Below are 25,330 nucleotides of genomic sequence, written 5' to 3'. Positions count from 1 at the left end.
CGTAGATACGATGGCGCTACCCTTTGCTGATTATGCCCGAAGCTCTGCTATACGTCTGCGGCGTATACAACCTGCTGTTTGTGATGCTACACGCCAGGTTTTGGCGCTTGCTACGCTGGCGTAAGCAACTGAAAAAGCTCGACCGCATCAACCGGGGCGTAATGCAGATCATGAACGTGCAGCTGATGTACGTTTTCGCCGTGTTTGCGGCGCTGTGCTTTGGCTTTCCCCACGAACTCCTTTCTTCATCCCTAGGTCGTTTTGTATTAGGCAGCATCATTGTTTTTTGGCTGGGCCGCCTGATCGAGCAGTTTGTGTTCTTGCGGGTGCAAAACCGTGTGGTGCATTGGCTTACCGTTGGCTTATTTATCGGCACGGTGTTGCACAGCGTGCCCCTGTTGCTGGGGTTGCTCGCTGAGCGCCCCTAACCAGGGCCCATAAAAAAGCCCCGCCGAATTGCTTCGACGGGGCTTTTTATCGAGCTGAGACCATGATGAGCGCGGGCACTTAGCCGCGGCCGTGCATCATGTGGAACAGCTTCTTGGCAATAATAATGAGCAGCAAACCGGCCGCGATAACAAAGCCCGCAATCAGACCGAACACCGTGAGGGCGCCGAGCTCTTCGACGTACTTAGCGATGTAACCGCCAGCAATCTGGGCCACGAAAGGCGCTAGGAACCACACGCCCATGAGCATAGACGTGAGCGACACCGGCGACAGGCGCGATACCATCGAAAGCCCGATGGGCGACAGGCACAGTTCGCCGATGGTGTGGAAGAAGTAGGTAGCGAGCAGCCAGAGGATGCTGGCTTTGACGGTGGTGTCTTGCACGTCGCCGCCGCGCTCGAGCACCGCACCCACCATGAACAGGAAGCCCGCACCGAGCAGGATCATGCCGAGGCCCATTTTAACGGGGATGCTCAGGTCGCGGCCCTTGCGGCCCAGCGCCAGCCATACGCCAGCCGTTACGGGTGCGAAAGCCACGATAAACAGCGGATTAACCGATTGGAACCACGAAGTTGGGATCAGGAAACCGAACACCTCGCGGTTGATGTACTTATCGGTGTAGAGTGTAAGCGAGGAACCGGCCTGCTCGAAGCCGGCCCAGAAGAACACCACGAACAGAGTGATGATGAAAATCACGGCCATGCGGTCGGTTTCTTCCTTCGTCAGCGGGGTTTTCTCAACGGTTTTGTTGTCGGCACCTTTGCCCTCGGGGTACAAGCCCACGTCGCCTAGATACTTTTTGCCGAGCAGGTTAAAGGCCAGCTGGCCCAGCATCATGCCAATACCGGCGGCCAGGAAGCCGTAGCGGAAACCGTAGTTGCTTACTTCCGTCACGCCGTTTACCACGGTTTTGGTGGCGAACAGGTCTTCGGCCAAGTAGCCGCACACCAGCGGAGCAAAGAAAGCGCCTACGTTGATGCCCATGTAGAAGATGGTGAAGGCCGCGTCGCGCTTTGGGTCGCCCTGCTGGTAGAGCTTGCCCACGATGGTCGAGATATTCGGCTTAAAGAAGCCGTTGCCTAAAATCAGCAGCAGCAAACCTAGGGCGGTGGGCCAAGGCATGCCAAAAATGGCCGCCTCGGTAGACAAGGCCGGCTGCATGAACAGGCAGAGTTGGGCAATGGCCATGGTTACGCCGCCAATCAGAATGGCGCGGCGCTGGCCTATGTATTTATCGGCAATGTAGCCACCGATGATGGGCGTGAAGTACACGAAACCGGTGAAGTAGCCGTAGATAAGCGTGGCACTGGCCTCGGAAATGCCCAAGCCGCCCTGCACAACGGTTTTGGTGAGGTAAAGCACCAGCAAACCACGCATGCCATAGTAGCTGAACCGTTCCCACATTTCGGTGAAGAACAGCAGATACAGGCCGGGTGGGTGCTTGGAGCTCGTCGGGGTTGGCGGCGGCGCCTGAGCGGTTGCTACTTGCATGATAGCGTGAGGGAAGAAGGTTGGTGAGGAATGGTAGGGAAAGCAAAAAAGCCCGGCAGCAGCCGTACGGAGCTGGGGGCTTACGGGTAAATCTAACAAAATTTCCCAACTGAACAGTGCCAACCAGCGTAAAAGCGGCCTCCAGAGGCCGTTGCAGCTAATACGCAAACACAGCGCGGGTGCTTCGGATTTTCGCCTATTTTTGCTCCATATTCTCCCATTCCCACCTTCTTTTTACCTTTTTTCTCTGCGTTTATGATGGAAACCTCTGCTTCCACCGCCGCAATGAACCGCCTCCAGCCGCTCGGTATCAGCCAGGCCAAAGAGGTGTGCCTGAACCTTACCCCCGCCGAATTGGTGGAAGAAGCCCTGAAAAACGGCGAAGGCACCCTGACCGACACGGGCGCGCTGATGGCCGACACGGGCAAGTTTACCGGCCGCTCGCCCAAAGACCGTTTTGTGGTGAAGGACGAGAGCACCGCCGAGTCGGTGTGGTGGGGCGACATCAACATTCCGTTTGATCCGCAGAAGTTCGATCAGCTGCACGAGAAAATGGTGGCCTACCTGGCCGACAAGAAGATTTACGTGCGCGATGCCTACGCCGGTGCTCACCCCGACTACCAGCTGAAGCTGCGCGTGGTAAACGAGCTGGCTTGGCACAACCTGTTCTGCTACAACATGTTCTTGCGCCCCGAGCAAGGCGCCGACACCAGCTGGGCTCCCGACTTCAGCATCATCTGCGCCCCCGGCTTTGAGGCTGACCCCGCGGTTGACGGCACCCGCCAGAGCAACTTCGCCATCCTCAACTTCAGCAAGAAGATGATCCTGATCGGCGGCACGGGCTATGCCGGCGAGATGAAGAAGGGCATTTTCGGGGTACTGAACTACCTGCTGCCCCACGAAAAGAACACGCTGGCCATGCACTGCTCGGCCAACGTGGGCAAAGAAGGCGATACCGCCATCTTCTTCGGCCTTTCGGGCACGGGCAAAACCACCCTGTCGGCCGATCCGAACCGTGGCCTGATTGGCGACGACGAGCACGGCTGGATGCCCGGCAGCGCTGGCATCTTCAACTTCGAAGGTGGCTGCTATGCCAAGGTTATCGACCTGAGCCGCGAGAAAGAGCCCGAAATTTGGGATGCCATCAAGTTTGGCTCTATCGTAGAGAACACGCGCTTCATCCCCGGCACGCACACCGTGGATTACGCCAACAAGTCCGTTACGGAGAACACCCGTACCGCCTATCCCATCCACTACATCAACAACGCGGTAGAGCCCTCGATTGCCGGCGTTCCGAAGAACATCTTCTTCCTGACGGCCGACGCTTTCGGCGTAATCCCGCCCATCAGCAAGCTCGATAAGTCGCACGCCATGTACCACTTCATGTCGGGCTACACTGCCAAGGTAGCGGGCACTGAGGTGGGCGTAACCGAGCCGCAAACCACGTTCTCGGCTTGCTTCGGCCAGGTGTTCCTGCCGCTGCACCCCACCAAGTACGCCGAGATGCTGGGCCAGAAAATGGAAGAGCACCCCAACGTGAACGTGTGGCTGGTGAACACCGGCTGGTCGGGTGGTTCGTATGGCGTGGGCTCGCGCATGAAGCTGAGCTACACCCGCGCCATGATTACGGCTGCCCTGAACGGCGAGCTAAACGATGTGGAATTCGTGAAGCACCCCATCTTCGGCGTAGAGGTGCCCGCCTCGGTACCGAACGTGCCCACCGAAATCCTCGACCCGCGCAACACCTGGTCGGACAAAGAAGCTTACGACAAAACGGCTGCTTCGCTGGCCGAGAAGTTCGTAGCCAACTTCCAGAAGTTTGCCGACTTCGCCAACGAAGAAATCCTGGCTGGCGCGCCGAAAGTAGAGGCCGTAGCCAACGCCTAACCCTAGGTTAGTTTATTCAAAAGCCCCGCGAGCAGCTGCTCGCGGGGCTTTTTTGTTAGGGTCAGTACCCGTTAAACGTGTTCGGCTACTTGGTTTAGTGCCGGCAAACGTTGCGCATTTTGCGCCAACCACTGATCAAAGTTTTGCAAGGCCGGGTTAAGCTCTCGGGCAACTTCTTCGCGGCGCGTTTCGACAAAATGTTCTTCAAACTCCTGATAGAATTGGAACATATTGCCTAGGTCGTCGGCGCCCGGAAATCCCAAGCCGCGGTACACCTCGGGCGGCACGGGTTGGTAAACCACCTCCTGCCCCAGGGCTTTGCTGAAGCTCTGGGCCATATCGGTGCCCGTGAGCAGCCCGCCGGTTATGCCAATGGTTTGCCCGATGGCAGCGGCGCCTTTATTAAAGATGCCGTGCGCGCAGCGGCCAATATCTTCCGAAGCAATACAGGCCATCTTTTTGTCGTCCAGCGGCAACGACAGCACGAGTTTGCCCTCGTTGTTGCGCTGCACCCCCATGCCGAAGTAGATGAAGTTTTCCCAGTAAAAGGCGGTGAGCATAAAGGTGGTGGGCACGCCTAGGTCGCTGAAGTAACGATTGGCCTCGCCTTTGGCATCGAAATGCGGCACTTTGTAATGGCCCTGCAACGTGGGCATGCGGTTGTCGGAAAGCGGTACCCAATGGCGCGTGTCTTCCAGCGTCGACCAGATGACGTGCTGCAACCCAGCGGCTTTGGCGGCTTCGGCCATGTTGCGCGCTTGCTGCAGCTCGCGCTCAGGCGAGAAATGCTCCCAGAAGTTGGTGACGCAAAACGCTCCGTAGGCCCCGGCCAATGCTCTGCCCAGGCTCTGCGGGTTGTCGATATCGGCAGCAGCCAACTCGGCACCTAGGCGAGCCAGTTCGCGGGCCTTGTCGGAATCGGGGTTTCGGGTAATGGCACGCACCGTAAACTCTCCCTGCGGATTGTTGAGGATGGCACGAGCCAAGCCGCCGCCCTGGGCACCGGTAGCGCCAAATACAGCAATGATCTTTTTGTCTGACATGGGCAATAAGGCGCAGCAATGCGCTGTATGTGATGGTGTGGGATAGGGCCTAAGCCGAGGCGAAAGTATCGGATGCGCCAACCAACATCAATCACCCAATTATGTGATGATCAGATCAATAAAGCTGCACTCAGCAAAGAACAATTCACAAAAAAGGCCACCTGCTGGCTGTGCAGCAGGTGGCCTTTTCGCTGAAGTGCTAATAAGCACCTAGGGCAAATCGTCGCGGTGTACTTCGGAGTAGCGGTGGTCGTGGCCAGCCGGGTCGTAATCGTGGCTGCTGCTGGCCGTTGCGGCCGAGCCTAGCTGGCTGCGGTTGGCAGAGCGGCTGCGGTCGTAGTCATCGGGGTACACGGTGCGGTAGCCGTTGCCGCTGTGTTGCCGTTGTTTGCTGATCCAGGTTGCTAAAGCCAGACCAGCACCCACCGCCAAGGCGGCCTTCAATACGGGGCCCTTGCTGGTAACCGCCTGCGTGTAGAAGCTCGTTTCGCGGGTGTGGCCGGGGTAGTTGCCACGTTCCTCGAGGGCGCCCATGGGCTTATCGAGGGCGTTTTGATGCAGGGGACGCGGCGCGTAGTCGGCCTTCTCCTGCTTTACAAACGAGGTTTCCATAAACTTATCGAGCAAGCGCGGCGTCCACTGCTCCATGCTGATGAACGCACGGCCACCGCCGCCCACCACAATGCTGCGCTCGGGCTTGACGCAGGCGTGCAAAATAGCCTGGGCTACCGTTTCGGGTGCGTATGCGGGTGGCGCGTGCTTGGCTTCGCGCTCCATGTAGTTTTTGGCGTGCACCGTGTAGGGCGTATCAATAGCCGCTGGCTGAATAAGCGTTACCGAAATGGGTGCGCCATCCATTTCCAGCTCCATGCGCAGGCCATCGGTAAAGCCTTTTACAGCGTGCTTGCTGGCCGAGTAAATGGTTTGCAGAATAGCGGTAATGTCGGACAAAATGCTGCCGACGTTGATGATAGCCCCGCCCTTTTGCTTCAGGTGTTTGGCGGCTTCGAGCGAGCCGTGCACCAATCCCCAAAAGTTTACCTCGAAGAGCTGGCGCATATCTTCCAGGGGCACCTCCTCCACTTTCCCATAAATGCTGACACCGGCATTGTTAATCCAGGTATCGAAGCCGCCGTAGGTTGCTTGGGCTTTTTCGGCAATCGTGCGGGCCGCCGTTGGCTCGCTCACGTCAATAGCCAGGTAAGTTGCTTCGCCGCCCTCCTGCCTGATTTCTTCTACCAAGCGGCGCAGGGCTTCTTCGCTACGGGCTGCCAGCACCAGTTTGGCACCTTTTTTCGCGGCCATGCGGGCCGTTACCAGCCCGATGCCCGACGATGCACCGGTGATGACGATTACTTGGTTCTTAAGTTTCTTGAGTTTTGGTGTCATTGGGTGTGGTGTTAGGAATGATACACAAGCTTTCCTGTACGCACGCGCTCCGGGTTCGATACATTCTAACCATACAGAGGATGTACCATTTAGCCTGCGGCACTGCTCCTGTTCGCCGGCCGGTAGCATCTAACCGCACCTAGGGCTTGCCTAGTTGCTATTGAATGCGCCCGAATTATGCGTGCTTTGTGAGTTCATTCGTTTCCTGCACCTCCCATCCCAACAATCCCGGTTATGCGTCGCCTGCCCGCCATTGCATTGTGTTTACTATTCAGCCCACTCCAGTTGCTGGCTTGGGGCGGCGAAGGCCACCGCACCGTCGGGAAAATTGCCGAACGCTACCTGTCCCGCAAGGCGGAGCGCCAGGTGAAGCAGCTGTTGGGCACGCAAACGCTGGTTGACGTTTCGACGTGGGCCGACGAGGTACGCAATACGCCCGAATACAAGAGCACCGCGCCGTGGCACTTCGTTAACCTGCCCCTAGGGTTGGAGTTTCCAGCTTTCAGCCAGGAGCTCAAGGCCAAAACGGAGCCCAACGCGTACCAGGCGCTGAACGAAAACCTGCGGGTGCTTTCCGACAAAAAGCAGTCCCAGGACAAGCGCTTTATCGCCCTCAAGTTTGTAGTGCACATTGTGGGCGACCTGCACCAGCCCATGCACATCAGCCGCGCCGAAGACAAAGGCGGCAACGAAATTCAGCTGCAGTTTCGGGGCGAAGGCACCAACCTGCACCGCCTCTGGGACAGCGGCCTGATCAACGTGCAAGGCCTGTCGTACCAGCAAATGGCCGCCAACCTCGACCACCCCGATAAAAAGCAGGCTAAAATCTGGCGCCAAGACCCTATGGAGCAGTGGTTTTTCCAGTCGTACCAACTCAGCACCAAGCTGTACGCCGAAGCCCAGCCCGGTACAGTGCTCGACGAGCAGTACTACAACACCCACATCGAGGACGTACGCCTGCGCCTCAGCCAAGCCGGTATTCGGCTGGCCGAAATACTGAACAAGGCGCTTGACTAGCCTACACAGCTCCTAGGTAGCAGCCCTACTTTTGCCTTATGCCCCATACTTTCTTTGCGCCCGGCCTCAGCGGCAACACCTACACCCTCCCCGAAGACGAAAGCAAGCACGCCGTGCGTGTGTTGCGCCTCCGCGAAGGCGACGCCGTGGAGCTGATTGATGGGGCTGGCAGCATTTACCAGGCGGCGGTGGCCGATGCGGAGGCCAAACGTTGCCAACTGCGCATTGTGGAGCAGCAGCAAGTACCCCGCCGCCCCTACTTCGTGCACATAGCCGTGGCCCCTACCAAAAACCTCGACCGCATGGAGTGGCTGGTAGAAAAGGCCACGGAAATGGGCATCGATCGGCTGTCGTTTTTGCGTTGTGCACGCTCCGAGCGGCGCGAGTTGAAGCTGGAGCGCTTGGAACGCATTGCCATAAGCGCCCTGAAGCAGTCGGGCCAGGCGTGGCTGCCGCAAATGGATGAGCTGACTGACTTCGCGGCCTTTGTGCGCACGCTCGAGCCCGCTACCACGTTTATTGCGCACCTAGCCGAGGGCGAGCGGGTTTCGTTGGCGCAAGTAGCCGCCGCCGGCAACGGGTGCTGCATCCTTATCGGTCCCGAAGGCGACTTTACGCCAGAGGAAATTCAGCTGGCCCTAGGGCTAGGTATTCGGCCGGTAACACTGGGGCACACGCGCCTGCGCACCGAAACAGCAGCCTTGGCCGCTTGCCACACCGTACACGTGGCGCAGGAGTTAGCCTAGGTAGCGTACCGCGGGGAACAATCCTGGGGCTGGTTTCCTTCGTTTATTATCCCTGCTCCCTTAGGTATTTCTGCCTGCCGTATGAAACTGATCTTCCGCCTTGTGCTTGCGCTGGTACTGCTGCTGCCCGTTACGGCAGCCGGGCCGTCGTACAGCTTCCAGATTGCCCGCCTGCAATACGGCGGCGGTGGCGACTGGTACGGCAACAAAACCTCGTTGCCCAACCTAATTCGCTACTGCAACCAGGTCCTCAAAACCAACATCGCGCCCGAAGAAGCTACCGTGGAGCCCGGCTCGCGCGAGCTGCTGCAGTACCCCTTCGTGCACATGACGGGCCACGGCAATGTTACCTTCACCGATGCCGAGGCCAAAAACCTGCGCCGTTACCTAACCAGTGGCGGCTTCCTGCACATCGACGACAACTACGGCCTCGACAAGTACATCCGCCCCGAAATGAAGAAAGTATTTCCGGAGTTGGAATTTATAGAGCTGCCCTACTCGCATCCCATTTACCACCAGAAATTTCCATTTTCGAAAGGCCTGCCCAAGGTACACGAACATGACGGCAAGCGTCCGCAAGGCTTTGGCCTGATCTACAAAGGCCGCTTGGTGTGCTTCTATAGTTACGAGTGCGACCTAGGCAACGGCTGGGAAGACCCCGAAGTGTACAAAGACCCCGTGGAGAAACACGAAGCCGCTTTGCGCATGGGAGCTAACCTCATGGCTTACGCCATCACGCAGGAGTAGCCTTGGTCAGGTTACCGGTAAAAGCACGGCGCCGCTCCCGAGTTCGGGAGCGGCGCCGTGCTTTTGTGCTTATGGCTGATTACTCGAAGCGGCGCTGCAACACCTCGGCCATGATAAACGCGGCCCGTAAATCCGCAGGGTTACGCAATCGAGCGGCAATGTCGGCTGCTGCTGTTGGCCGTTGGCTCGGCCGGGCTTCGCGGGCCCAATAATTGTCGGCCAGGGACGCGGCTGCTCTGGGTAACGAAGCGGCTCTGCGTGGCGCCGTGGTCGGCTCCTCGAGGCTGCGGGCGGTGCGGGTGGTTGCAGCCTCCTCCAAATTGCGCACCGAGGGTTGTGGCACCTCCAGGGTACGGGGTGCCGGTGCACGTTGCTCATTCCTTGAGGCAGGCGTAGGAGTCGAGCCCTGTTGCGGCTTTGAGTTGCCTTGCTGGTTTTGCTGTTTCATTTGCTGCAACAGCTCTTCAAACGAAGGAGCACCCGGCGGACGCACCACTGGTCGCGCAGTAGATCGACTATCGGGCTGTGGCAGCTTGCGTTCCTGTGCTTCGCGCCGCATGGCTTCCTGCGCCTTACGCCACATGCTCACCACAAACACAATCAGCCCGAACAGGATTAACAGCAGCGTTTGCAGTTTTTCGAACATGGCAGGGCGCTTGAATTGCGATGCGGTGGCGCCTCAATCTACACAACTTGGGCGGCTTGGCGCTCGGCTTGGGCCATTTCGTAGCCAATAATGGCTTTTTTGGTTGCCGAACCCCATCGGTATTCACCCAATACCCCTTCCTTCCGAATTACCCGGTGGCAAGGAATCAGTACCGCTACGGGGTTGGCACCTACTGCCGAGCCTACTGCTTGCAGGGATTTCGGTTGCCCAATAGCTTGCGCAATGTGCTGGTAGCTTACCAATTGCCCGGCAGGCACACGCAGCAAAGCTTCCCAAACTTTCAGCTGAAAATTGGTACCGCGCACTAGCAAGTGCAGCGGCTGCCCGGCCATCGGCGCGAATGCCTGCGCCACCAGCGGCGCCGTGAAAGTTTCGTTATGCTCGAACGTAGCCTCAGGCCAGTTTTTTTGCAAAGCGGCTAAGGCGGTGGAAGTCTTAGGCTGGTCGGGTGCGAGCAAATGCAGCCCACATACGCCCCTAGGTGTTGCGGCCAGCAAGGCCGGCCCAAAGGGTGTTTGGTGTACGCCATACGCAATGTGCACGCCGGCTCCGCCCCTCCGAAACTCGTGCGGCGTAACGGCTTCCAAGGTCACGAACAGATCGTGCAGCCGCGACGGCGCCGACAACCCGGCCGCTTCGGCCGCATCGGCAAGGTTGCTAGCCTCAGCTAGCCGCGTCTTCAGGAAATCGGCCGTGAGGTACTGCACAAACCGCTTCGGGCTGATGCCTGCCCACTCACTAAACAAGCGCTGGAAATGAAACGGGCTAAGGCTTACTGCCTCAGCCACTTCATCGAGGCTGGGCTGTCGCCGAAAATTCTCTTCCAGAAAGCGAATGGCCTGTGCGATACGCTGGTAGTCGGGATGGCTGACGGCAACTTGCATGGCAGTTTCTATTTAGCGTTACCATACAAAACTAGGTCTGCGCGGCAGGGTTCTCAACCCGTTTCTTGCTGACTTGGCTCCGCTACCTAGCGGATGCCTTGCTCCGGAAAACGGCCTTGCTTGGTGCGGTAAAAAGCTTTGATTTTCTCCTCGTCGGCTTCGTAGTCGCCGGTGGGGTACACCGCGGGGCCTACGCCCGCCTCCTTCTTGCTGTAATCGAGGTAGCCAAGCAATATGGGTACGTTGGCAGCCTGTGCGGTATGGTAATAGCCGCGGCGCCAGCGCGGCTGGTACTTGCGCGTGCCCTCGGGCGTGATGAGAATAATTAGATCGGGATATTGCTTGAACAACTCAGCCATGGCTTCTACCATGCTGTTGTTCTTGCTGCGGTCGATGGGCAGCGCACCTAGGCTCATCATCAGCTTGCCCAACACCGGAATATCCGTCCACTCCTTTTTCACCGTGAAGCGCACGTTGCGGCGCATCAAAAAAAACGCAGCTCGGGCATGCAAAAAGTCCCAGTTACTGGTGTGCGGGGCGGCAATCATCATGGCTTGCCGGATTTCGAGCGGAACACTCGATGCCAAACGCCAGCCAACAAGCTTGAACCAGAACTTCGAAAACGCCAGCCAAAAGCTGTTCATAAAGGAGCAGGTGAAGAAATGCAGAAAAGGACGCCAAAGCTAGCCAAAATCTAAATCAGGGCCGGGTTTGCTCAATAAAGCCTCTAGCTCAGCGGCTTGGCTAAGGGTATATTCGTAACCAATGGCGTATAGCTCTTTGGCGAATCGCAGATCGGTAACCCGAAAGCGGCGCAGCTCCGGCGGCTGCAGCACTAGCTCGCACTGCTTGAGGCGCGGGGCGGTATTGGTGCCAATAGCGAGCATAAACGTGCGCTCGGCCACGTGCCTGATTGAGGTAATGGGCGCCTCGGTATTAACAATGTTCGTGTGCGCGCCAACCAGTGCCAGTTTGGGCCGATGCTGCAGCGGCTCGATGGGCAGGTTGTTGAGCAAGCCACCGTCAACCAATACGTGCCCTAGGTACTCGATGGGCTGGCACAGTACGGGCACCGCCCCCGTGGCCAACAGCGGCGGTATCAGCGGCCCTTCGTTGAAGAACACTGTTTTGCCAGTGGCTAAATCGGTGGCCGAAAGGGTCACGGGTAGCCCTAGGTCGGCAAAGGTCTGGTTGCCGGGCAAGTGCGCTGCAAACAGCATCTCGAGCAAGTTTAAGCTTACAAGACCTCGTTTGTAGGCGGGCCGAACCAGGCGCAGAAAACGGGTATCCGAGAGCAAGCGCAGCACCTCCCGCGGCGGAATGCCAGCTGCAAAAAACACCGCTGCCAACCCGCCCGAACTCACCCCCGACATTGCCCCGATGGGCAGCTGCATTTCGGCCAGCGCCTGCAGCATACCTAGGTGCGCAATGCCGCGGGCTGCCCCGCCCGATAATGCCAGGCCTATTTTTCGCGTCGCCAAGTACGTGCGGGTTTGGTTACAAATCGGCGATGCGCAGCGTTTCGCTTAGGCGCACGCCCCGGTCGGTTTGTTGTACGGTGCAGGCCTCGGTGTGGGCATCGTGCTCGAGCACCAGTATCCATTGCTCGTCGGCGGCGCGCTGCAACGTGGTTTCTTTTTCCGCCAGCGTTTGCAGCGGGCGCACGTCGTAGCTCATTACCCACGGCATGGGCAGGTGTGCTGTAGAGGGCAACAGGTCGGCCATAAAAGCCAGCTTGCGGCCTTTGTAATCGAGCACCGGTACCATCATCTTCTCGGTGTGGCCGTCGGCGAATACAATCTCCCGCAGCATCGAGAGTTCATCCGGTATTCCCACAGCAGGATCAATAAAGCGTAAGTGCCCGCTTTCCTGAATGGGCAGGATGTTTTCCTTTAAAAAAGAAGCCTTTTCGCGCGCATTCGGTTGCACAGCCCATTGCCAATGCCCCTCATTCGACCAATAAGTAGCATTTGGGAAGGCTAACTCCAGCTTATCGTCTGGAGTGCGCACCACCGAGCCACCGCAGTGGTCGAAGTGTAAGTGCGTGAGCAGCACGTCGGTGATATCGGAGGAAGTGAACCCAAGTTTCTGTAACGAACCTTCCAGGGTGGCGTGGCCGTGCAAGTAGAAGTGTCCTCGGAACTTCTCATCCTGCTTATTTCCGATTCCGTTGTCGACGAGCAGCAAACGGTTATCATCCTGCACCAGCAGGCAGCGCATGGCCCAAGTGCACATGTTATTCTCGTCGGCGGGGTATTGCCGGCTCCACAAAGATTTCGGCACTACGCCAAACATGGCGCCGCCATCCAGTTTAAACAGGCCAGTATCGAGGGTGTAGACGTTCATGGTCGCAAGATGCGCAAACCCCGGCAGCTACCCCAAACGCCGCTCAAAGCTCTAGTCATGCGCTTGGCTGCTTAGCCGCCGCTTCTCCCGCATCACATCATCATGTGATACCAAGCCGCTCAACTGCTACGTTATTTTACACTGCGGCGTGTACTTACTATTTTCAGCGCCAGTTATGGATGATTCTTATTTATTAGCGCTGGGTTTTGAGCGGTGGGTAAGTGACTTCCCGCAGCAAACAGCCATGTACGTCTTCTCCGAGCCGGCCCGCGACGGCGCTCGGCTCTACATCTCCATTCCGCGCGCCAAGCGTGGGCAAGTAGCAGGCTTTAGCTCGAACGAGCAGGAAAACCTGCAAGCGTCCATCGACCTATTTTTCCGCAAACACGGAGGCAAACACAGCAAGCAACCAGCCAAGCAGTCGAAGTTGGTTGTGTGAGCCAATCACATCTTCATGCGATAGCGCCCTAACAGTCGCCTTGGGTACTTTTGCACTGGTGCATGCCCTATGCACCTAGGGAACAAATGGTGAGGGCCTTAGCCTTTTGGCTAAGGCCTTTCTCGTTTAGAGGCAGTGGGTATAAGCTTTGGGTGGCGCTGGTGCAGCTGGGGTAAAAAGCAAACGCCCCGCAGCGGGTGCTGCGGGGCGTTGTGCGGTTCGGACGGGACTCGAACCCGCGACCTCCGCCGTGACAGGGCGGCATTCTAACCGACTGAACTACCGAACCGACTTGCAGTGGCCGGGGCGTTACCCCCGATTGCGTTGCAAAGGTAGAGGCAATTTTGGATTACGCCAACCCCTCCGCAAAAGAATGTGCTCAAATCATGCGTTTCAAGCGTCAAAAGCCTGATTAGCAGCACAAGAAAATTTTACAATACCGATACTCAACCATTCGATATTTCATCGTTTTAGACGTGTATAGCGGTCAAATTGAATACGGTCAACGCAGGTAGGTTGCTTCGGCAAGCCTCAGTGCCCTGCTTCGGAATCGGGCTCCCTTCCCCCATTGGCGTTTGCTACCGCTCATCGGCCGGCATTATTCCTCAGCTATCTGTACAGGTGGCTACGCTCGCCTCTGGATTTAGCAACTTGATTGCTCAACCCATTCGGCACATTCTCCCCGAGATCTATACTTGGGCGTGCTCATTTGATGTTGCGCGGGCGCAAATTGGCAAACCATGATACGGCCAAAAAGCAAACGCCCCGCAGCGGGGTGCTGCGGGGCGTTGTGCGGTTCGGACGGGACTCGAACCCGCGACCTCCGCCGTGACAGGGCGGCATTCTAACCGACTGAACTACCGAACCAACTTGCAGTGGCCGGGGCGTTACCCCCGATTGCGCTGCAAAGGTAGGGGGTGTTTTTGCCTCATTGCAAGCCCTAGTGCAAAGTTTTTTACGAAAATGTTACCTCGGGTTGCTTTGTAGCTGATTGTGAGCCATAAAATTTTTAGCGCAGATTGCGGGCCTTGTTCGCAGCAGGCTTGCGCCGCGTCGCTTACCTTTGCCCTCCCCCATTTTCCACCTTAAGATTTCCTCCGTGGCGGTTCGCATTCCGCCCGTTTGGCTATGCTGCTCGATTTCGAACAACCAATTGCCGCCCTCGAAGGCAAACTCCGCGAAATGCAGAAACTGGCCCAGGAAAGCCAGGTTGATGTATCGGAAGCCGTAGAGGCGCTGGAGGCCAAGATCAAGGCCCTTAAGAAAGAGACTTACGCAAACCTTACGCGCTGGCAGCGGGTACAGCTTTCGCGCCACCCCGACCGCCCCTACACCCTCGACTACATCGAGGGCATGACGCAGAAGTTTGTGGAGCTGCACGGCGACCGTACCGTGGCCGACGATAAAGCTATGGTTGGCGGCTTTGCCGAGCTCGAGGGCCGCACCGTAATGTTTATCGGGCAGCAGAAAGGTCGCAACACCAAACAGCGCCAGCTGCGCAACTTCGGTATGCCAAATCCCGAGGGCTACCGCAAAGCCTTGCGCCTGATGAAACTGGCCGAAAAGTTTGGTAAGCCCATCGTCACGCTGATCGACACGCCGGGCGCATTCCCCGGCCTCGAAGCCGAAGAGCGCGGCCAAGGCGAGGCTATTGCCCGCAACCTGAAGGAGATGTTCATGCTGAAGGTGCCGGTTATCTGCATCATCATCGGCGAGGGCGCTTCGGGCGGGGCGCTGGGCATTGCCATCGGCGACCGGGTACTGATGTTGGAAAACACCTGGTACTCGGTGATTTCGCCGGAATCCTGCTCGAGCATTCTGTGGCGCTCCTGGAACTACAAGGAGCAAGCGGCCGAAGCACTTAAGCTAACTGCTACCGACATGCTCAAGGCTGGATTGGTAGATGGTATTGTGAAAGAGCCCCTAGGTGGTGCACACACCGATACGGCCCGCATGATTGAGACCTTGAAGAAAACCCTCGTCAAAACCCTTGACGAACTTGAGGCACTTCCCTCCGATGAGCGCGTTTCGCAGCGCATCGATAAGTTCGGCCGCATGGGTGTGGTGGTAGAATAAGAACTACTGCCTGATTGAGGCGTGATATAACAAGGGGGCCGCACCTAGGTGCGGCCCCCTTGTTGTTAGCTGGCAACGGCAGCGGCCACACGAGCAGCTAAATCTTCGATATTGTAGCGGCGGGCCAGCACTTGCAGCCACTCGGGCGGAATGGCCGCTTCGCCGTAGTAAATGCCCGCTAGGCCACCGGTTACGGCCCCAGTGGTGTCGGTATCGTCGCCGAGGTTCACGGCAGCCAACACGGTTTCGGCGTAGGTATTGTAGCGCAACAAGCACCAAAGCGACGCCTCAAGGGTATGCATAACGTAGCCCCCACTCCGGATTATTGACTCGGGCAAATCAGCCAAGTTCCCGGTGAACAGATAATCAAACTGCGCTACTTCTTTGGCAGGCACATTGAGTTGGGCTAGCTGACCGGGAGCGGCAGCGCAGAGTTGCGAATAAGCCTGCTGTGGTGTTAAACCCGCGCGTAGGTGGTGAGCCATTTCCAAGTAAAGAAAACACGCCACCGCTGAGCGAATATGGCCGTGCGTAATGGCTGATACATCGGCAATCAGTTGAAAACGACATTGCAACGATTTCTCTGGCTTGTAGAAAACCAGCGGCAAAATGCGCATCAACGAACCGTTGCCATTGCTGTACTCGTCGGTGCCGCCGGCTAGGATGAGGTCTGGGTCTGCCTTGAGGCGCCGCAGGGCCTCGCGAGTAGTTATGCCGATATCGAACACCGAGCCATGTGGCGTCCAGAAGTTTTCAAAGTACCATCGGCAGCTGTACTCAGCAACCAGGCCTACGGTGAAACCATCTACTATGGCTTCGGCCAAGCAAAAGGTTAGCGAGGCATCATCGGACCAAGTACCGGCAGGTTGGTGGTGCGTGCCGAAGCCCCGCATTGTAACCACCGGATCAACCCTGCGGTGGGCCCGGCTTTCAAATTCGACGGGTACACCTAGGGCGTCGCCTACGGCTAGGCCTAGCAAGGCGGCCCGGATTTGAGCTTCAGTAGAAAATTGCGCTGCGTGCATAGGTTGAAATAGTAGCGCGCAAGGTAAAAACCGATGGCGCGGCTAGCGCGAAAGCAAGGCTTGGTTGGGCTTCAAAAATATTTTCCGCATTTTTTGAACTCACATTATCAATCGTCAAACTATTTACAATCAACATATTATATATAAGTACTTCTATAAATACAGGTTAAACAGCACAAAGCAGCAGGCTTGCGAGCCTGATTGTGGCACGCATTTTTCAGTAGGGCAGTCGAGTTTGAACGATACACCTAACCCCTTCATCGGTACCATGATCAGGATCCTGCTATTGTGTTTTGCGCTGCTGGTGAGCAGCCTCGCCGCACCTGCCGAAGCCGGCCGCATCAGCGCTTATGCCAAGGCCAAAATGAAGGGCCGGGTGTACGTTCATCGCCCCAACTACAAACGTTACAAAGGCTGGAAATTCTCGAAGCGCCAACGCCGCAGCAAAGCCGGCAAGCTGAAGGCCAGCAAATCCGCTCCGCGCTTTGTACGCGCTACCCACAGCACCCGCCGCTAACACCCTTTCCCGGCAGTATGCCGACAAGTGCAAGTAGGTGAAGTGACGAGCACTTATGCGCCCCCGCCAAGCCCTAGTGCTTGGCGGGGGGTTTGTTTGCCCTAGGTGCGCGGGTAAGCGCCAACCCCCGCAGCGTATAAAGCACGGCGAGTATCTATTAGCGCCTGCTCTACGGCGCTGCGGTCGGGCTCGTTGGGCAAGCCGGAGGCGGCAAAGGCGGCATCAACGCGGGCTACCAGCTCCTCGGCGCGTTGCACCAGCTCGGTGTACTCGAACTCGCCCCGGCGAATTTGAAGCAGGAAGTCACGGTTGGGGCGGCGTACCTGCAGTTGGCCCTCAATGGCAATTTCCTCGGCCATTTGCAGCAGCCGGAATACGTGCAGCATGTTTTTGGCGTCGTAGTTTTTGCCGTGCTGCACCGTGTTTTGGTAGCGCTCGGTGTTGCGCTTTTCAACCCACTCCCAATACTCGCGGTACACGCGGCAGTAGGTGCTGTAGCCGTTGCGGTTGAACGACAGATACGCTACCGGCACCTCCCCTTTCGGCACGGCCGAAAGCTGCACCTCGTTGGAGAGCTCGGCGTCGCGAATGAGGCCGCGGTAGCCTAGGTGGCCGTCGGCCGATCGGTCGACGAAGAGGGCGTACAAGTCGTTTAGATGCGGCACGTTGGCCAAACCGCATTGGCTGGCTTGCACGCCTTGGCGCTCCAGCCACTTTAAGGCGGGCACCGAGCCGGCCCCGGCCGTAACGTAGCAGAAATCGAGCACCGATTTGCGGCTGGGCGGCTCGGGGTTGTTGATCTTCTTGTTGAGGCCCTTCGCCTTTTTAATCTGCGCCCCGGCGTAATCGGCGAAGGTTTGACGGCAGAGCTTGGATAAGAACAGCTCGGGGCGCAGCAAGGGCTCGAGCAGCGGATGACGGCTTACCACGCAATCGGCCGGCGAGGCCAGCAGCTCCAGCACGTTGGGGTTGTTTTTGAGGGCGAGTTCAACAAACCGGCGCAGCTCGTAGAACACCTCGTCGTTGGAGGCGTTGGCCACCTGGGCGGTGTAGTCCAGACCTAGGAAGGCTCGCTCGGGCAGCAGAAACACACCTTTCAGATCGGTATCGGAGTGAGCTAAGTTGGTACCGTAGGCCCGGCTACCGCTGATAGCTTCAAACAAAATAAGGCCGTGCTGGCGCAGGTCAGGGATATTCATAATCGGAACGGGTGGTTATAGTTGGTCATCAGCTGACCTTCCCCGCACCCTAGGTAGCATCAGAACGCGGAACGAATAAGGTGCTGAAATAACTCATTCAGCGGCGAAGTGGCGTCGGAGCGGTGCTCAGGCCGCAGCGTGGTGCGCACGGCTTGGGCAACTTCATACTCACCCTCAATAAAGTAGGCCAGCGACTTGGGCGTGGGAGCGGTGGTTTTCTCGTTGGCCGCGGCTTTTCGGAGCAACAGCTCATCTACCTCCGGCGCAAGCTCGGGGGGCAGCAATGCCCGAAGCTGCCCAAACGCCATGGGCGGTACTTGACCGGGCTGCTGCCGCACCCAACGCAGCGCCAGTGCCGAACGCAGCGCATAAAACAGTCGCTTCAGCCGCACCTGCTCGCCCACGAGGTCATCCTCCACCCCGCGGCGCACCAGCCCTAGGTAATGGTGCAGCGCAGCTGCCGGGTTGTAGCAAGCAGGCAGCAGGGCCTCGATCCGGGTACGAAAATCATGCGCTTCTTGGTATATCACCGGCGACTGCAGCCACTCCAGCAACGCCGCATTTGAGCCACGCAGCAATTTCAGGGCCTTGCGCAACTCCCACCCACTTAGGTCGAGCTCGTCGCTGATGGGCAGGTTCAGGGAGTCGCGCTCTTCGTCGAGGCGGAGGTACCAGTAGGCAGGGTGGCAGTAGATAAAGCGCACGTCATAGTCACTGTCGGACGACGCGAAGCCCCAGCCCCGGCTACCCGACTCGCACGCGTACAGAATACGGATGTGCTGATTTTGCTCGAGGCGGCTGAGCTCAGCTTGAATTCGGTTGTGCATTGGGCCAAAGTTACCTAGGCCCCCGGTTTACCATTTGCTAATACTGGCTTGACGTTGGCCTAACCAAGCCATGACGATAGGATAAACGCCCGGTTACACCCCCGTAACAAGGCCGAAATAGTTTTGACCCGTCCAACTAAGACACCAATTCAACCAACCAATCAACGGGTTATGAACATCAATACCCTTTCGGCTCGGGTAGCCGCTTGCCTACTGGCGCCGGCTCTGCTGATCAGCTGCGACAAAAAAGAGCGCATCAAGGAGGAACCGCAGAGCGTGGCCGTGGAGCTAAAAGACCATTCGGTAACACCGGCTTTGGTAAAGGCCCTGCCCGGGTTCGAAAATCTCAATATCTACTCGCTCATTAGCTCCGACGACGTTCTGCCCGCCTCCCCGCGGTTTATGTTCGGCGGCTCGGCCGATGGCGCGGGTTTGCTAAAAGCTCCCGGTGGCAAAGGCTACGTACTGATTACAAACCACGAAGACAACATGAGCATTTCGCGCGTGTGGCTCGACGAAAAATTTAAGCCCGTACGCGGCGAGTACCTCCTCAACTCCGATGGCGGCCGGTGGCGCTTGTGCTCGGCAACCATGGTTACACCCGAAGAGCACGGATTTGGCCCGTATTTTTTGAGTGCTGGCGAAAGCTCCGTAGATGCCCAAACGCACCTCATCAACCCATTTGGGGATACGCTCAGCCAAAGCACTGCCCGCGGCATTAGGGGCCTAGGTTACTGGAGCGCCGAAAATGCCGTGCCACTGCCCAAAACGGCCTATTCTGGCCAAACAGTGGTACTAATTGGCGAAGACGCCTCCGACGCCACCGGCGGCCAAATGGTGATGTACCGCAGCAACGCGGCCGGCGACCTGGATGGCGGCCAGCAGTACCTGATGCGCCGCCTCGACCAGAACCAGCGCGAAACCGACATGGTGGTGGGCCAACGCTACGACGTGGAATTTGTGGCTATTCCGAACGCCAGTTCGCTCACGGGCACGCAGCTGCAAGCCCAAGTCGATCCGCTGAAGGCCATTAAGTTCGGCCGGGTTGAGGACATTGACTACCGCAAAGGCAGCGGCCGCAGCCGCGAACTTTACTTTAACGTAACGGGCCAGGACCGCAGCGGCGCCAACGCCGATGGCTCGCGCACCAAATTCGGGCGCACCTACCGCCTCGTGCTCGATGCCCAAAACCCGCTGCGCGGCACCCTGGAGGTGATTTTGGACGGCGACAACCGCACCGTCGCCAACAAAGCCGCCGATTTCCAGAACCCCGACAACCTCTGCGCAACGGAGAACTACGTGTATATCCAGGAAGACTCCAACGGCTACGGCCAGGAAACGCACGACGCCTACGTGTACCAATACAACATTGCCACCGGCGAGCTGAAGCGCGTGCTCGAGCTTGACCACCGCCGCAATGCCTCCGATGCGGCCACCTACAACGTGGGCCGCACCTCCACCAACGGCTCGTGGGAGTACGGGGCCATGTTCGATATCTCGCAGCTGATTGGCGAGCCGAACACCTTTGCCCTGTGCGTTCAGCCCCATACCTGGACGGGCACCAAGTACCGCAACGGCGGCGCCCGCCCCAACAACGGCAACAGCCAAGCCAGCCAAATCGTGGTGGTGCGCGGCTTAGCCCGCTAATCCCTTTGCCTACCCTTAGCCCCGACCAGCAATGGCCGGGGCTTTTTAGTGCCCCACGTTTTTTTCCGACTCCCGATGCATCGATTTTCTCTGGCGGTGGCAGCTCTGTTTTTTGCCTTGGTGGTGGGCTGGAGCGCCTGCCAACGCCCAAGCTTGCGCCCCCACACCCAAACCCCGGCCACGCAGGCCTTGCAGCAGTACCTAGGACACATTGCCGCATTCGATACAGCCTTGCTGCAGCTGCGCAAGGCTGTGGCCACCGGCCAACCCATAGCCCAACAGCAAGCCGCGTTTGCGCAGGCCCGGCTGCAATACAAAAAGCTAGAGTACCTCGCCGAGTACTACAGTCCCTCGTTAGCTAAGCTACTGAACGGGCCGGCCCTGATGGAGGTAGCCGAATACGACCAAACCCAACGCCAAATCCCTCCGGAGGGCCTGCAGGTGGTAGAAAGTTACCTGTATCCTCAAGCCTACGCAACGGCGCAGCGCCAAGAGCTTCTTGACCAATTGGACATGATGCGCAGCACGGTAAAGAGCTTGGAACGAGCCGCCGCAACCATCCAGCTTACGGATGCACACCTCTTTGATGCGGCCCGCTTGCAATTGTTCCGCGTGCTCACCCTAGGCCTATCGGGTTTCGATACGCCGGCCTCGCCCAATGCCGTAACCGAAGCGGCTGCTAGTTTAAGAGCCGTACAAGCGGTTGTACGCCTGTACGCAGCTAAGCAGCCAGCCAAACTGCACGTTCTCAATCAGCGGTTTGCAGCGGCCCAAGCGTACCTAAGGCAAGACCCCAATGCTGTTACTTTCGATAGACTTGCGTTTATAACGGAGTACGGCAACCCGCTGACGCGCGAATTGAAAGCGACCCAACTGGCACTGGGAATTCCGTTTTTCAAAGAAGCCCGGCCCTTGCGACCGGACGCGGCCACTTTTTTCGAGGCCACCGCCTTTGATGCCAGCTACTACGCCCCTACGCCCGGCCAAGCAGCCACTCCGGCGCAGGTAGCCCTAGGTCAGCAGTTGTTTTTCGACCCGGTGCTTTCGGGCAACGGCCAACGCAGCTGCGCCTCCTGCCACCAACCCGAGCGTGCCTTTGCCGATGGCCTCGCGAAAAGCACCACGTTTGATGGCCGGGGCACGGTAGCCCGCAACTCGCCTAGCCTGCTAAATGCAGCCCTGCAACGCACCCAGTTCTACGACGGACGGGTGCTGTATTTAGAGGATCAAGCAGCGGCCGTCATCAGCAACCCCGACGAGCTGCACGGCTCCCTGGCGCAAGCAGCCAAACTCCTGAACAGCCAGCCTACGTACCAGGGCGCTTTTGCCGCGGCCTTCCCCGATAGCCGCGCTGAGCCCCTAGGTGAGCAGCACATTAAGGCAGCATTGGCCGGCTACGTGCGCTCGTTGGTGCGCCTGAATGCCCCCTTCGACCGGTATGTGCGCGGCGATACTGCGGCGCTTTCGGCCTCCGCCAAACGTGGCTTCAACGTGTTTATGGGCAAAGGCAAATGCGGTACCTGCCATTTTATGCCCTTATTCAACGGCACCGTACCCCCCGCTTTCGAGCGCAGCGAAACCGAAGTACTAGGGGTACCGGCGCAAGCCAGCCTCCACCCTCGCACCCTCGACGCCGACCCCGGCAAGCAGCAGGTTTTCGGCATCGAGTGGCAACGCCACGCCTTTAAAACGCCCACGCTGCGCAATGTGGCACTTACGGCCCCCTACATGCACAACGGCGCCTATCGCACGCTGGAGCAAGTAGTTGAGTTTTACGAAAGAGGCGGCGGCGCTGGGCTTGGCCTGGAGGTACCCAACCAAACCCTTCCGTTCGATAAGCTTACGCTCAGCGCCCGAGACAAACGCGACCTAATCGCCTTTATGCATGCCCTGACGGATACGACCAACTTGCACCGCCAACGGCCGAAACGTTTACTGCACCCGCCTGCTGTGGTTTCGCTAAGCCGCCGCTACGCAAGCACCAGGAATTAGGAGCATGATTACAATATTCTGTACCGCTTGCAAGCACCTAGGATGGCTTGGCCTAAAGCGGTGCGGGTAACGGATAAACCGGAATAGGTATGCCAGGGCCGGAGGAGCAAATTACCTGTAACTGCTCATCTAGCCCTGGCATACCTATTCCGGCTCAAAGGCTGTTTGCTTAAGGTTTCGGCTCAGTGCATGTACTGACTCGTGGCCCTCACGCAGCAAATCATCAGTCGTGGCAAATTATGCCACAACCTGATTACCATGAGGCTACAGACGCGGATCGACAGCTTCGCTCTCCAGCGCCAACACGCCAAACACGCATTGATGCACCTCGCGTAGCGGCGCACCTGCCACAAAGCGCTCCAAGCCCTCCACACCTAGGGCAAACTCGCGCAAAGCAAGGCTACGTTTGCTTTTGATGCCCCGTTCGCGCAGCCGTTCGAGGTTGTGCGGCAACAAATAGTCGGGGCCGTAGATGATGCGCAAATATTCGCGGCCGCGACACTTGAGCGCTGGCTGAACTACTCCGCGCCGGGTGCGGGCGATGTAGTCGAAGGGCTTGACGACCATGCCCTCCCCGCCTTGTTCGGTTAGGTTGTTCCACCAAGCAATAGCCGACTCAACCGCGGCAGGGTCTTGCAGGCTTACTACCCGGTAGTTGGTTGCCAGTAACAAGCTAGGGTCGGCGGCGCAGATTGTGCGGAGCGTTTCCATGTGCCACTGATGGTCCTTATCGAAGTAAGTACGACCCGCGGTGGCCAGCAAATGAAACGGAGCCAGTCGCAAATCGTCGATGGAGTGCACGGGCCAGCTGTAGCGGCGGTATGCCTCGGTGTATTGCTCGGCTGCGGTGCGACGGGCGGTATAATGGCTTAGCAGCGCCTCGGAGCCATCGAGGCCGCGCGTAGTAGCTTGCTCCAGCACGTGTTGCACCTGCGGCAAAGCGCCATTTGCAGCTGCAGCCACTGCGGCATACTGGTTTTTGATCAGCTCCTGCGCTTTCGCCGACCACGGCAACAGCTCCGCATCGAGGCAAACCCACTCGGTGCCGAACTGCTCCCAAAACCCTGCTGCCGTGAAAGCACCGCGCAGCCGCGCCAAAAAGGCTTGCTCTAGGTTCGCATCGGTGAAGAAATTGCGACCGGTACGCGTGTAACATTTGCCGAACCCCTCGCCTACAATTCCGAAGTGCCGCCGTACCGCTTCCTCGTCGCGGGCCAGCACCACCACCGCGCGTGAGCCCATGTGCTTCTCTTCGCACACCACGCGCTCTACGCCCTGGCGCTTGTAGTATTCGAACGCTTCGGCGGGGTGCTCCAGCAAGCCAGGCAGGGCCGATGTCTCGGAAGGCGACATGGTAGGCGGCAGGTATAACAACCACTTAGGGCTTAAGGCAAAGCGGCTCATTACCTCAAGTGCCGCTATAGCGTTTTCTTCCCTGATGGTGACAGAGTGCGCCAACCGCGTGCTGATCTGCTGCTTGCCCGTAACGTCGCGAATGTCGAGCACTTCGTCGTGGCGTTGCTGGGCGGTAAGCTGAGTTTCGGCAGCTATTTGGGCGTGGTGCAAGGGTCGCACTGGCTCGCTATACACCTGGTGCGCCGCCACGCTCACGAGTTCGCGCTCGGGGTAGCGCAGGGCCGTGAGCCGCCCGCCAAAAACACAACCCGTATCGATATCGATGGTACCGTTGAGCCACTCGGGCTGGGGTACTGGCGTGTGGCCATACACCACCATGGCCCGGCCGCGGTACTCGGCGGCCCAGTTGTAGCGCACCGGCAGGCCAAACTCGTCGATTTCGCCAGTGGTTTCGCCAAACAACGCAAACGCGCGCACTGCGCCCGAACCCCGGCCCTGCATTTCTTCGCGCATGCCTGCATGGGCCACCACCAAGCGGCCGTCGTCGAGCACGTAATGGCTTACAAGCCCGTCGATAAACTGACGCACTTGGTTTTTGAACGTATCGGACTCAGCCGCTAGCTGCTCGAGAGTTTCGGCAAAGCCATGCTTGGCAGATACGTTTTTACCTCCTAGGTAGCGGAGCAACTTTATGTCGTGGTTGCCAGGCACACACAGCGCCGCGCCGCTTTGCACCATGCTCATGACCAACCGCAGCACCTGCGGCGAGGCAGTGCCGCGGTCGACTAAATCGCCCAAAAACAAAGCCCGCCGACCGGCAGGCGGGGTTACGCGCACTCCTAGGTCGCGCTCGTCGAGGCGAGGTTCTTCCTCAACGGCGTAGCCCAGTTCGGCAAGCAGCTCCACCAGCTCCAGGTAGCACCCGTGCACGTCGCCGATAATATCGAATGGGCCACGATCGTCGCGGCGGTTGCTGTAGAGCGGGTCGCGGCGGATGTTCTCTACCGCATCAATTTCCTCAACCCCGTTGAGGTGGTAAATCTGCCGAAAGCCTTCTTCGCGTAAGCGTTTCAGGCCTTTGCGCAGCTGCTGCCGCTGCATGGGCAGCACGTGCGCGCCCATTTGCTGGCGGTCGGGGCGTTGGCGGTTTCGCTCGGCTGCTACGGCTTCGGGCACATCGAGTACCACAGCTACGGGCAGGCAGTGGTATTGCCGGGCCAGCTCTGCCAACGATTTACGCGCTTCGGGCTGCACGTTGGTGGCATCTACTACCGTCAGCAAACCGCGCTTTAGCCGCTTACCTACCAAGTAGTGCAGCAGTTCAAAGGCATCGGGCGTTGCTGATTGGTCGTTCTCATCGTCGGCCACCAACGCCCGGCAATGGTCCGACGACACGATTTCGGTGGGTTTGAACAGCCGCCGGGCAAAGGTGCTTTTGCCTGAGCCGGTAGTGCCTACCAGCAAAATCAGTGAGAGTTCGGGTACACGCAGGGAAGCAAGCGGCATAGAAGCAAACGGGAAATAAGTGCGCTGAGCCAGTAATGTTAGCTAAGGCACTACGAATGTCCGCGGCTTGCGTCCGCTTTTC

The 25,330-nt window shown here is 58.3% G+C and carries 22 protein-coding genes and 2 tRNA genes; 10 read left to right on the top strand and 14 right to left on the bottom strand.

The window, feature by feature from the left end; genetic code table 11:
- Positions 1 to 32: 32 nt before the first annotated feature.
- Positions 33 to 428 carry a hypothetical protein gene (locus ASU33_RS09835; protein WP_059070615.1) on the top strand — a complete coding sequence of 132 codons (396 nt, stop codon included), beginning with the start codon at positions 33 to 35 and terminating at the stop codon, positions 426 to 428.
- Between the two features lie 79 nt (positions 429 to 507).
- Here the strand turns inward: ASU33_RS09835 and ASU33_RS09830 are convergent, their stop codons facing one another.
- The gene (locus ASU33_RS09830; protein ID WP_059070614.1) at positions 508 to 1,938 is read right to left on the bottom strand and encodes a peptide MFS transporter; all 1,431 of its coding nucleotides are present in this window, start codon (positions 1,936 to 1,938) and stop codon (positions 508 to 510) included.
- A gap of 285 nt (positions 1,939 to 2,223) precedes the next feature.
- Here ASU33_RS09830 and pckA point away from each other — a divergent pair, with 285 nt between their 5' ends.
- Positions 2,224 to 3,825 (top strand): phosphoenolpyruvate carboxykinase (ATP), encoded by a 1,602-nt coding sequence (pckA, locus tag ASU33_RS09825; protein WP_286130463.1) that lies wholly within the window; start codon positions 2,224 to 2,226, stop codon positions 3,823 to 3,825.
- A gap of 71 nt (positions 3,826 to 3,896) precedes the next feature.
- On the opposite strand, the gene ASU33_RS09820 is transcribed toward pckA, so the two are convergent.
- Positions 3,897 to 4,868, bottom strand: coding sequence for an NmrA/HSCARG family protein (locus ASU33_RS09820; RefSeq protein WP_059070613.1), 972 nt, complete (start codon positions 4,866 to 4,868; stop codon positions 3,897 to 3,899).
- A 210-nt stretch (positions 4,869 to 5,078) separates the two neighbouring features.
- A complete protein-coding gene (locus ASU33_RS09815) occupies positions 5,079 to 6,257 on the bottom strand; it encodes an SDR family oxidoreductase (RefSeq protein ID WP_078063019.1) in 1,179 nt (392 codons plus the stop codon).
- Positions 6,258 to 6,491: 234 nt separating this feature from the next.
- Between ASU33_RS09815 and ASU33_RS09810 the strand changes: the two genes are divergently transcribed.
- From ASU33_RS09810 to ASU33_RS09800, 3 genes are all read left to right on the top strand, one after another.
- A complete protein-coding gene (locus tag ASU33_RS09810; RefSeq protein WP_078063018.1) occupies positions 6,492 to 7,274 on the top strand; it encodes a S1/P1 nuclease in 783 nt (260 codons plus the stop codon).
- Positions 7,275 to 7,312: 38 nt separating this feature from the next.
- Positions 7,313 to 8,020, top strand: coding sequence for a 16S rRNA (uracil(1498)-N(3))-methyltransferase (locus ASU33_RS09805; protein WP_059070611.1), 708 nt, complete (start codon positions 7,313 to 7,315; stop codon positions 8,018 to 8,020).
- Positions 8,021 to 8,101: 81 nt separating this feature from the next.
- Positions 8,102 to 8,767: a DUF4159 domain-containing protein gene (locus ASU33_RS09800; protein ID WP_059070610.1), complete on the top strand. Its 666-nt coding sequence runs from the start codon at positions 8,102 to 8,104 to the stop codon at positions 8,765 to 8,767.
- A 79-nt stretch (positions 8,768 to 8,846) separates the two neighbouring features.
- Here ASU33_RS09800 and ASU33_RS09795 read toward each other — a convergent pair whose 3' ends face one another.
- The 5 genes from ASU33_RS09795 to ASU33_RS09775 all read right to left on the bottom strand — a co-directional run bounded on the left by ASU33_RS09795 (position 8,847) and on the right by ASU33_RS09775 (position 12,664).
- The gene (locus ASU33_RS09795; protein ID WP_059070609.1) at positions 8,847 to 9,413 is read right to left on the bottom strand and encodes a hypothetical protein; all 567 of its coding nucleotides are present in this window, start codon (positions 9,411 to 9,413) and stop codon (positions 8,847 to 8,849) included.
- 38 nt (positions 9,414 to 9,451) lie between these two features.
- Entirely contained in the window at positions 9,452 to 10,318 is an 867-nt protein-coding gene (locus ASU33_RS09790; RefSeq protein ID WP_059070608.1) for a bifunctional transcriptional activator/DNA repair enzyme AdaA, read from the bottom strand.
- A gap of 86 nt (positions 10,319 to 10,404) precedes the next feature.
- On the bottom strand, positions 10,405 to 10,962 hold the full coding sequence (locus tag ASU33_RS09785; RefSeq protein WP_059070607.1) for a 1-acyl-sn-glycerol-3-phosphate acyltransferase: 558 nt from the start codon (positions 10,960 to 10,962) through the stop codon (positions 10,405 to 10,407).
- Positions 10,963 to 11,001: 39 nt separating this feature from the next.
- The gene (locus ASU33_RS09780) at positions 11,002 to 11,799 is read right to left on the bottom strand and encodes a patatin-like phospholipase family protein (protein ID WP_059070606.1); all 798 of its coding nucleotides are present in this window, start codon (positions 11,797 to 11,799) and stop codon (positions 11,002 to 11,004) included.
- A gap of 16 nt (positions 11,800 to 11,815) precedes the next feature.
- Entirely contained in the window at positions 11,816 to 12,664 is an 849-nt protein-coding gene (locus tag ASU33_RS09775) for an MBL fold metallo-hydrolase (RefSeq protein ID WP_059070605.1), read from the bottom strand.
- A 175-nt stretch (positions 12,665 to 12,839) separates the two neighbouring features.
- Here ASU33_RS09775 and ASU33_RS09770 point away from each other — a divergent pair, with 175 nt between their 5' ends.
- On the top strand, positions 12,840 to 13,103 hold the full coding sequence (locus ASU33_RS09770) for a hypothetical protein (RefSeq protein ID WP_059070604.1): 264 nt from the start codon (positions 12,840 to 12,842) through the stop codon (positions 13,101 to 13,103).
- A gap of 215 nt (positions 13,104 to 13,318) precedes the next feature.
- Here ASU33_RS09770 and ASU33_RS09765 read toward each other — a convergent pair.
- Positions 13,319 to 13,392 (bottom strand) — tRNA-Asp (locus tag ASU33_RS09765).
- Between the two features lie 504 nt (positions 13,393 to 13,896).
- Positions 13,897 to 13,970, bottom strand: a tRNA-Asp gene (locus ASU33_RS09760).
- Positions 13,971 to 14,231: 261 nt separating this feature from the next.
- On the opposite strand from ASU33_RS09760, the gene ASU33_RS09755 reads away from it, so the two are divergent.
- Positions 14,232 to 15,179 carry an acetyl-CoA carboxylase carboxyltransferase subunit alpha gene (locus ASU33_RS09755; RefSeq protein WP_059070603.1) on the top strand — a complete coding sequence of 316 codons (948 nt, stop codon included), beginning with the start codon at positions 14,232 to 14,234 and terminating at the stop codon, positions 15,177 to 15,179.
- A 65-nt stretch (positions 15,180 to 15,244) separates the two neighbouring features.
- On the opposite strand, the gene ASU33_RS09750 is transcribed toward ASU33_RS09755, so the two are convergent.
- The gene (locus tag ASU33_RS09750; RefSeq protein WP_059070602.1) at positions 15,245 to 16,204 is read right to left on the bottom strand and encodes an ADP-ribosylglycohydrolase family protein; all 960 of its coding nucleotides are present in this window, start codon (positions 16,202 to 16,204) and stop codon (positions 15,245 to 15,247) included.
- Positions 16,205 to 16,439: 235 nt separating this feature from the next.
- Here ASU33_RS09750 and ASU33_RS09745 point away from each other — a divergent pair, with 235 nt between their 5' ends.
- Positions 16,440 to 16,721, top strand: coding sequence for a hypothetical protein (locus ASU33_RS09745; protein WP_059070601.1), 282 nt, complete (start codon positions 16,440 to 16,442; stop codon positions 16,719 to 16,721).
- A gap of 101 nt (positions 16,722 to 16,822) precedes the next feature.
- On the opposite strand, the gene ASU33_RS09740 is transcribed toward ASU33_RS09745, so the two are convergent.
- On the bottom strand, positions 16,823 to 17,920 hold the full coding sequence (locus tag ASU33_RS09740) for a DNA polymerase beta superfamily protein (RefSeq protein WP_059070600.1): 1,098 nt from the start codon (positions 17,918 to 17,920) through the stop codon (positions 16,823 to 16,825).
- Between the two features lie 59 nt (positions 17,921 to 17,979).
- Entirely contained in the window at positions 17,980 to 18,747 is a 768-nt protein-coding gene (locus ASU33_RS09735; protein ID WP_059070599.1) for a nucleotidyltransferase domain-containing protein, read from the bottom strand.
- Between the two features lie 171 nt (positions 18,748 to 18,918).
- On the opposite strand from ASU33_RS09735, the gene ASU33_RS09730 reads away from it, so the two are divergent.
- The gene (locus tag ASU33_RS09730) at positions 18,919 to 20,394 is read left to right on the top strand and encodes an alkaline phosphatase PhoX (RefSeq protein WP_059070598.1); all 1,476 of its coding nucleotides are present in this window, start codon (positions 18,919 to 18,921) and stop codon (positions 20,392 to 20,394) included.
- A 75-nt stretch (positions 20,395 to 20,469) separates the two neighbouring features.
- The gene (locus tag ASU33_RS09725) at positions 20,470 to 22,386 is read left to right on the top strand and encodes a cytochrome-c peroxidase (protein WP_078063016.1); all 1,917 of its coding nucleotides are present in this window, start codon (positions 20,470 to 20,472) and stop codon (positions 22,384 to 22,386) included.
- A 264-nt stretch (positions 22,387 to 22,650) separates the two neighbouring features.
- Here ASU33_RS09725 and ASU33_RS09720 read toward each other — a convergent pair whose 3' ends face one another.
- Positions 22,651 to 25,248 (bottom strand): polynucleotide kinase-phosphatase, encoded by a 2,598-nt coding sequence (locus tag ASU33_RS09720; RefSeq protein WP_078063015.1) that lies wholly within the window; start codon positions 25,246 to 25,248, stop codon positions 22,651 to 22,653.
- Positions 25,249 to 25,330: the final 82 nt, after the last annotated feature.

It is taken from the genome of Solirubrum puertoriconensis (genome assembly GCF_001483135.1).
GTDB lineage: Bacteria > Bacteroidota > Bacteroidia > Cytophagales > Hymenobacteraceae > Solirubrum > Solirubrum puertoriconensis.
The sequence above is the reverse complement of the archived record's forward strand: the minus strand, read 5'-3'. Positions and strand labels throughout refer to the sequence as shown.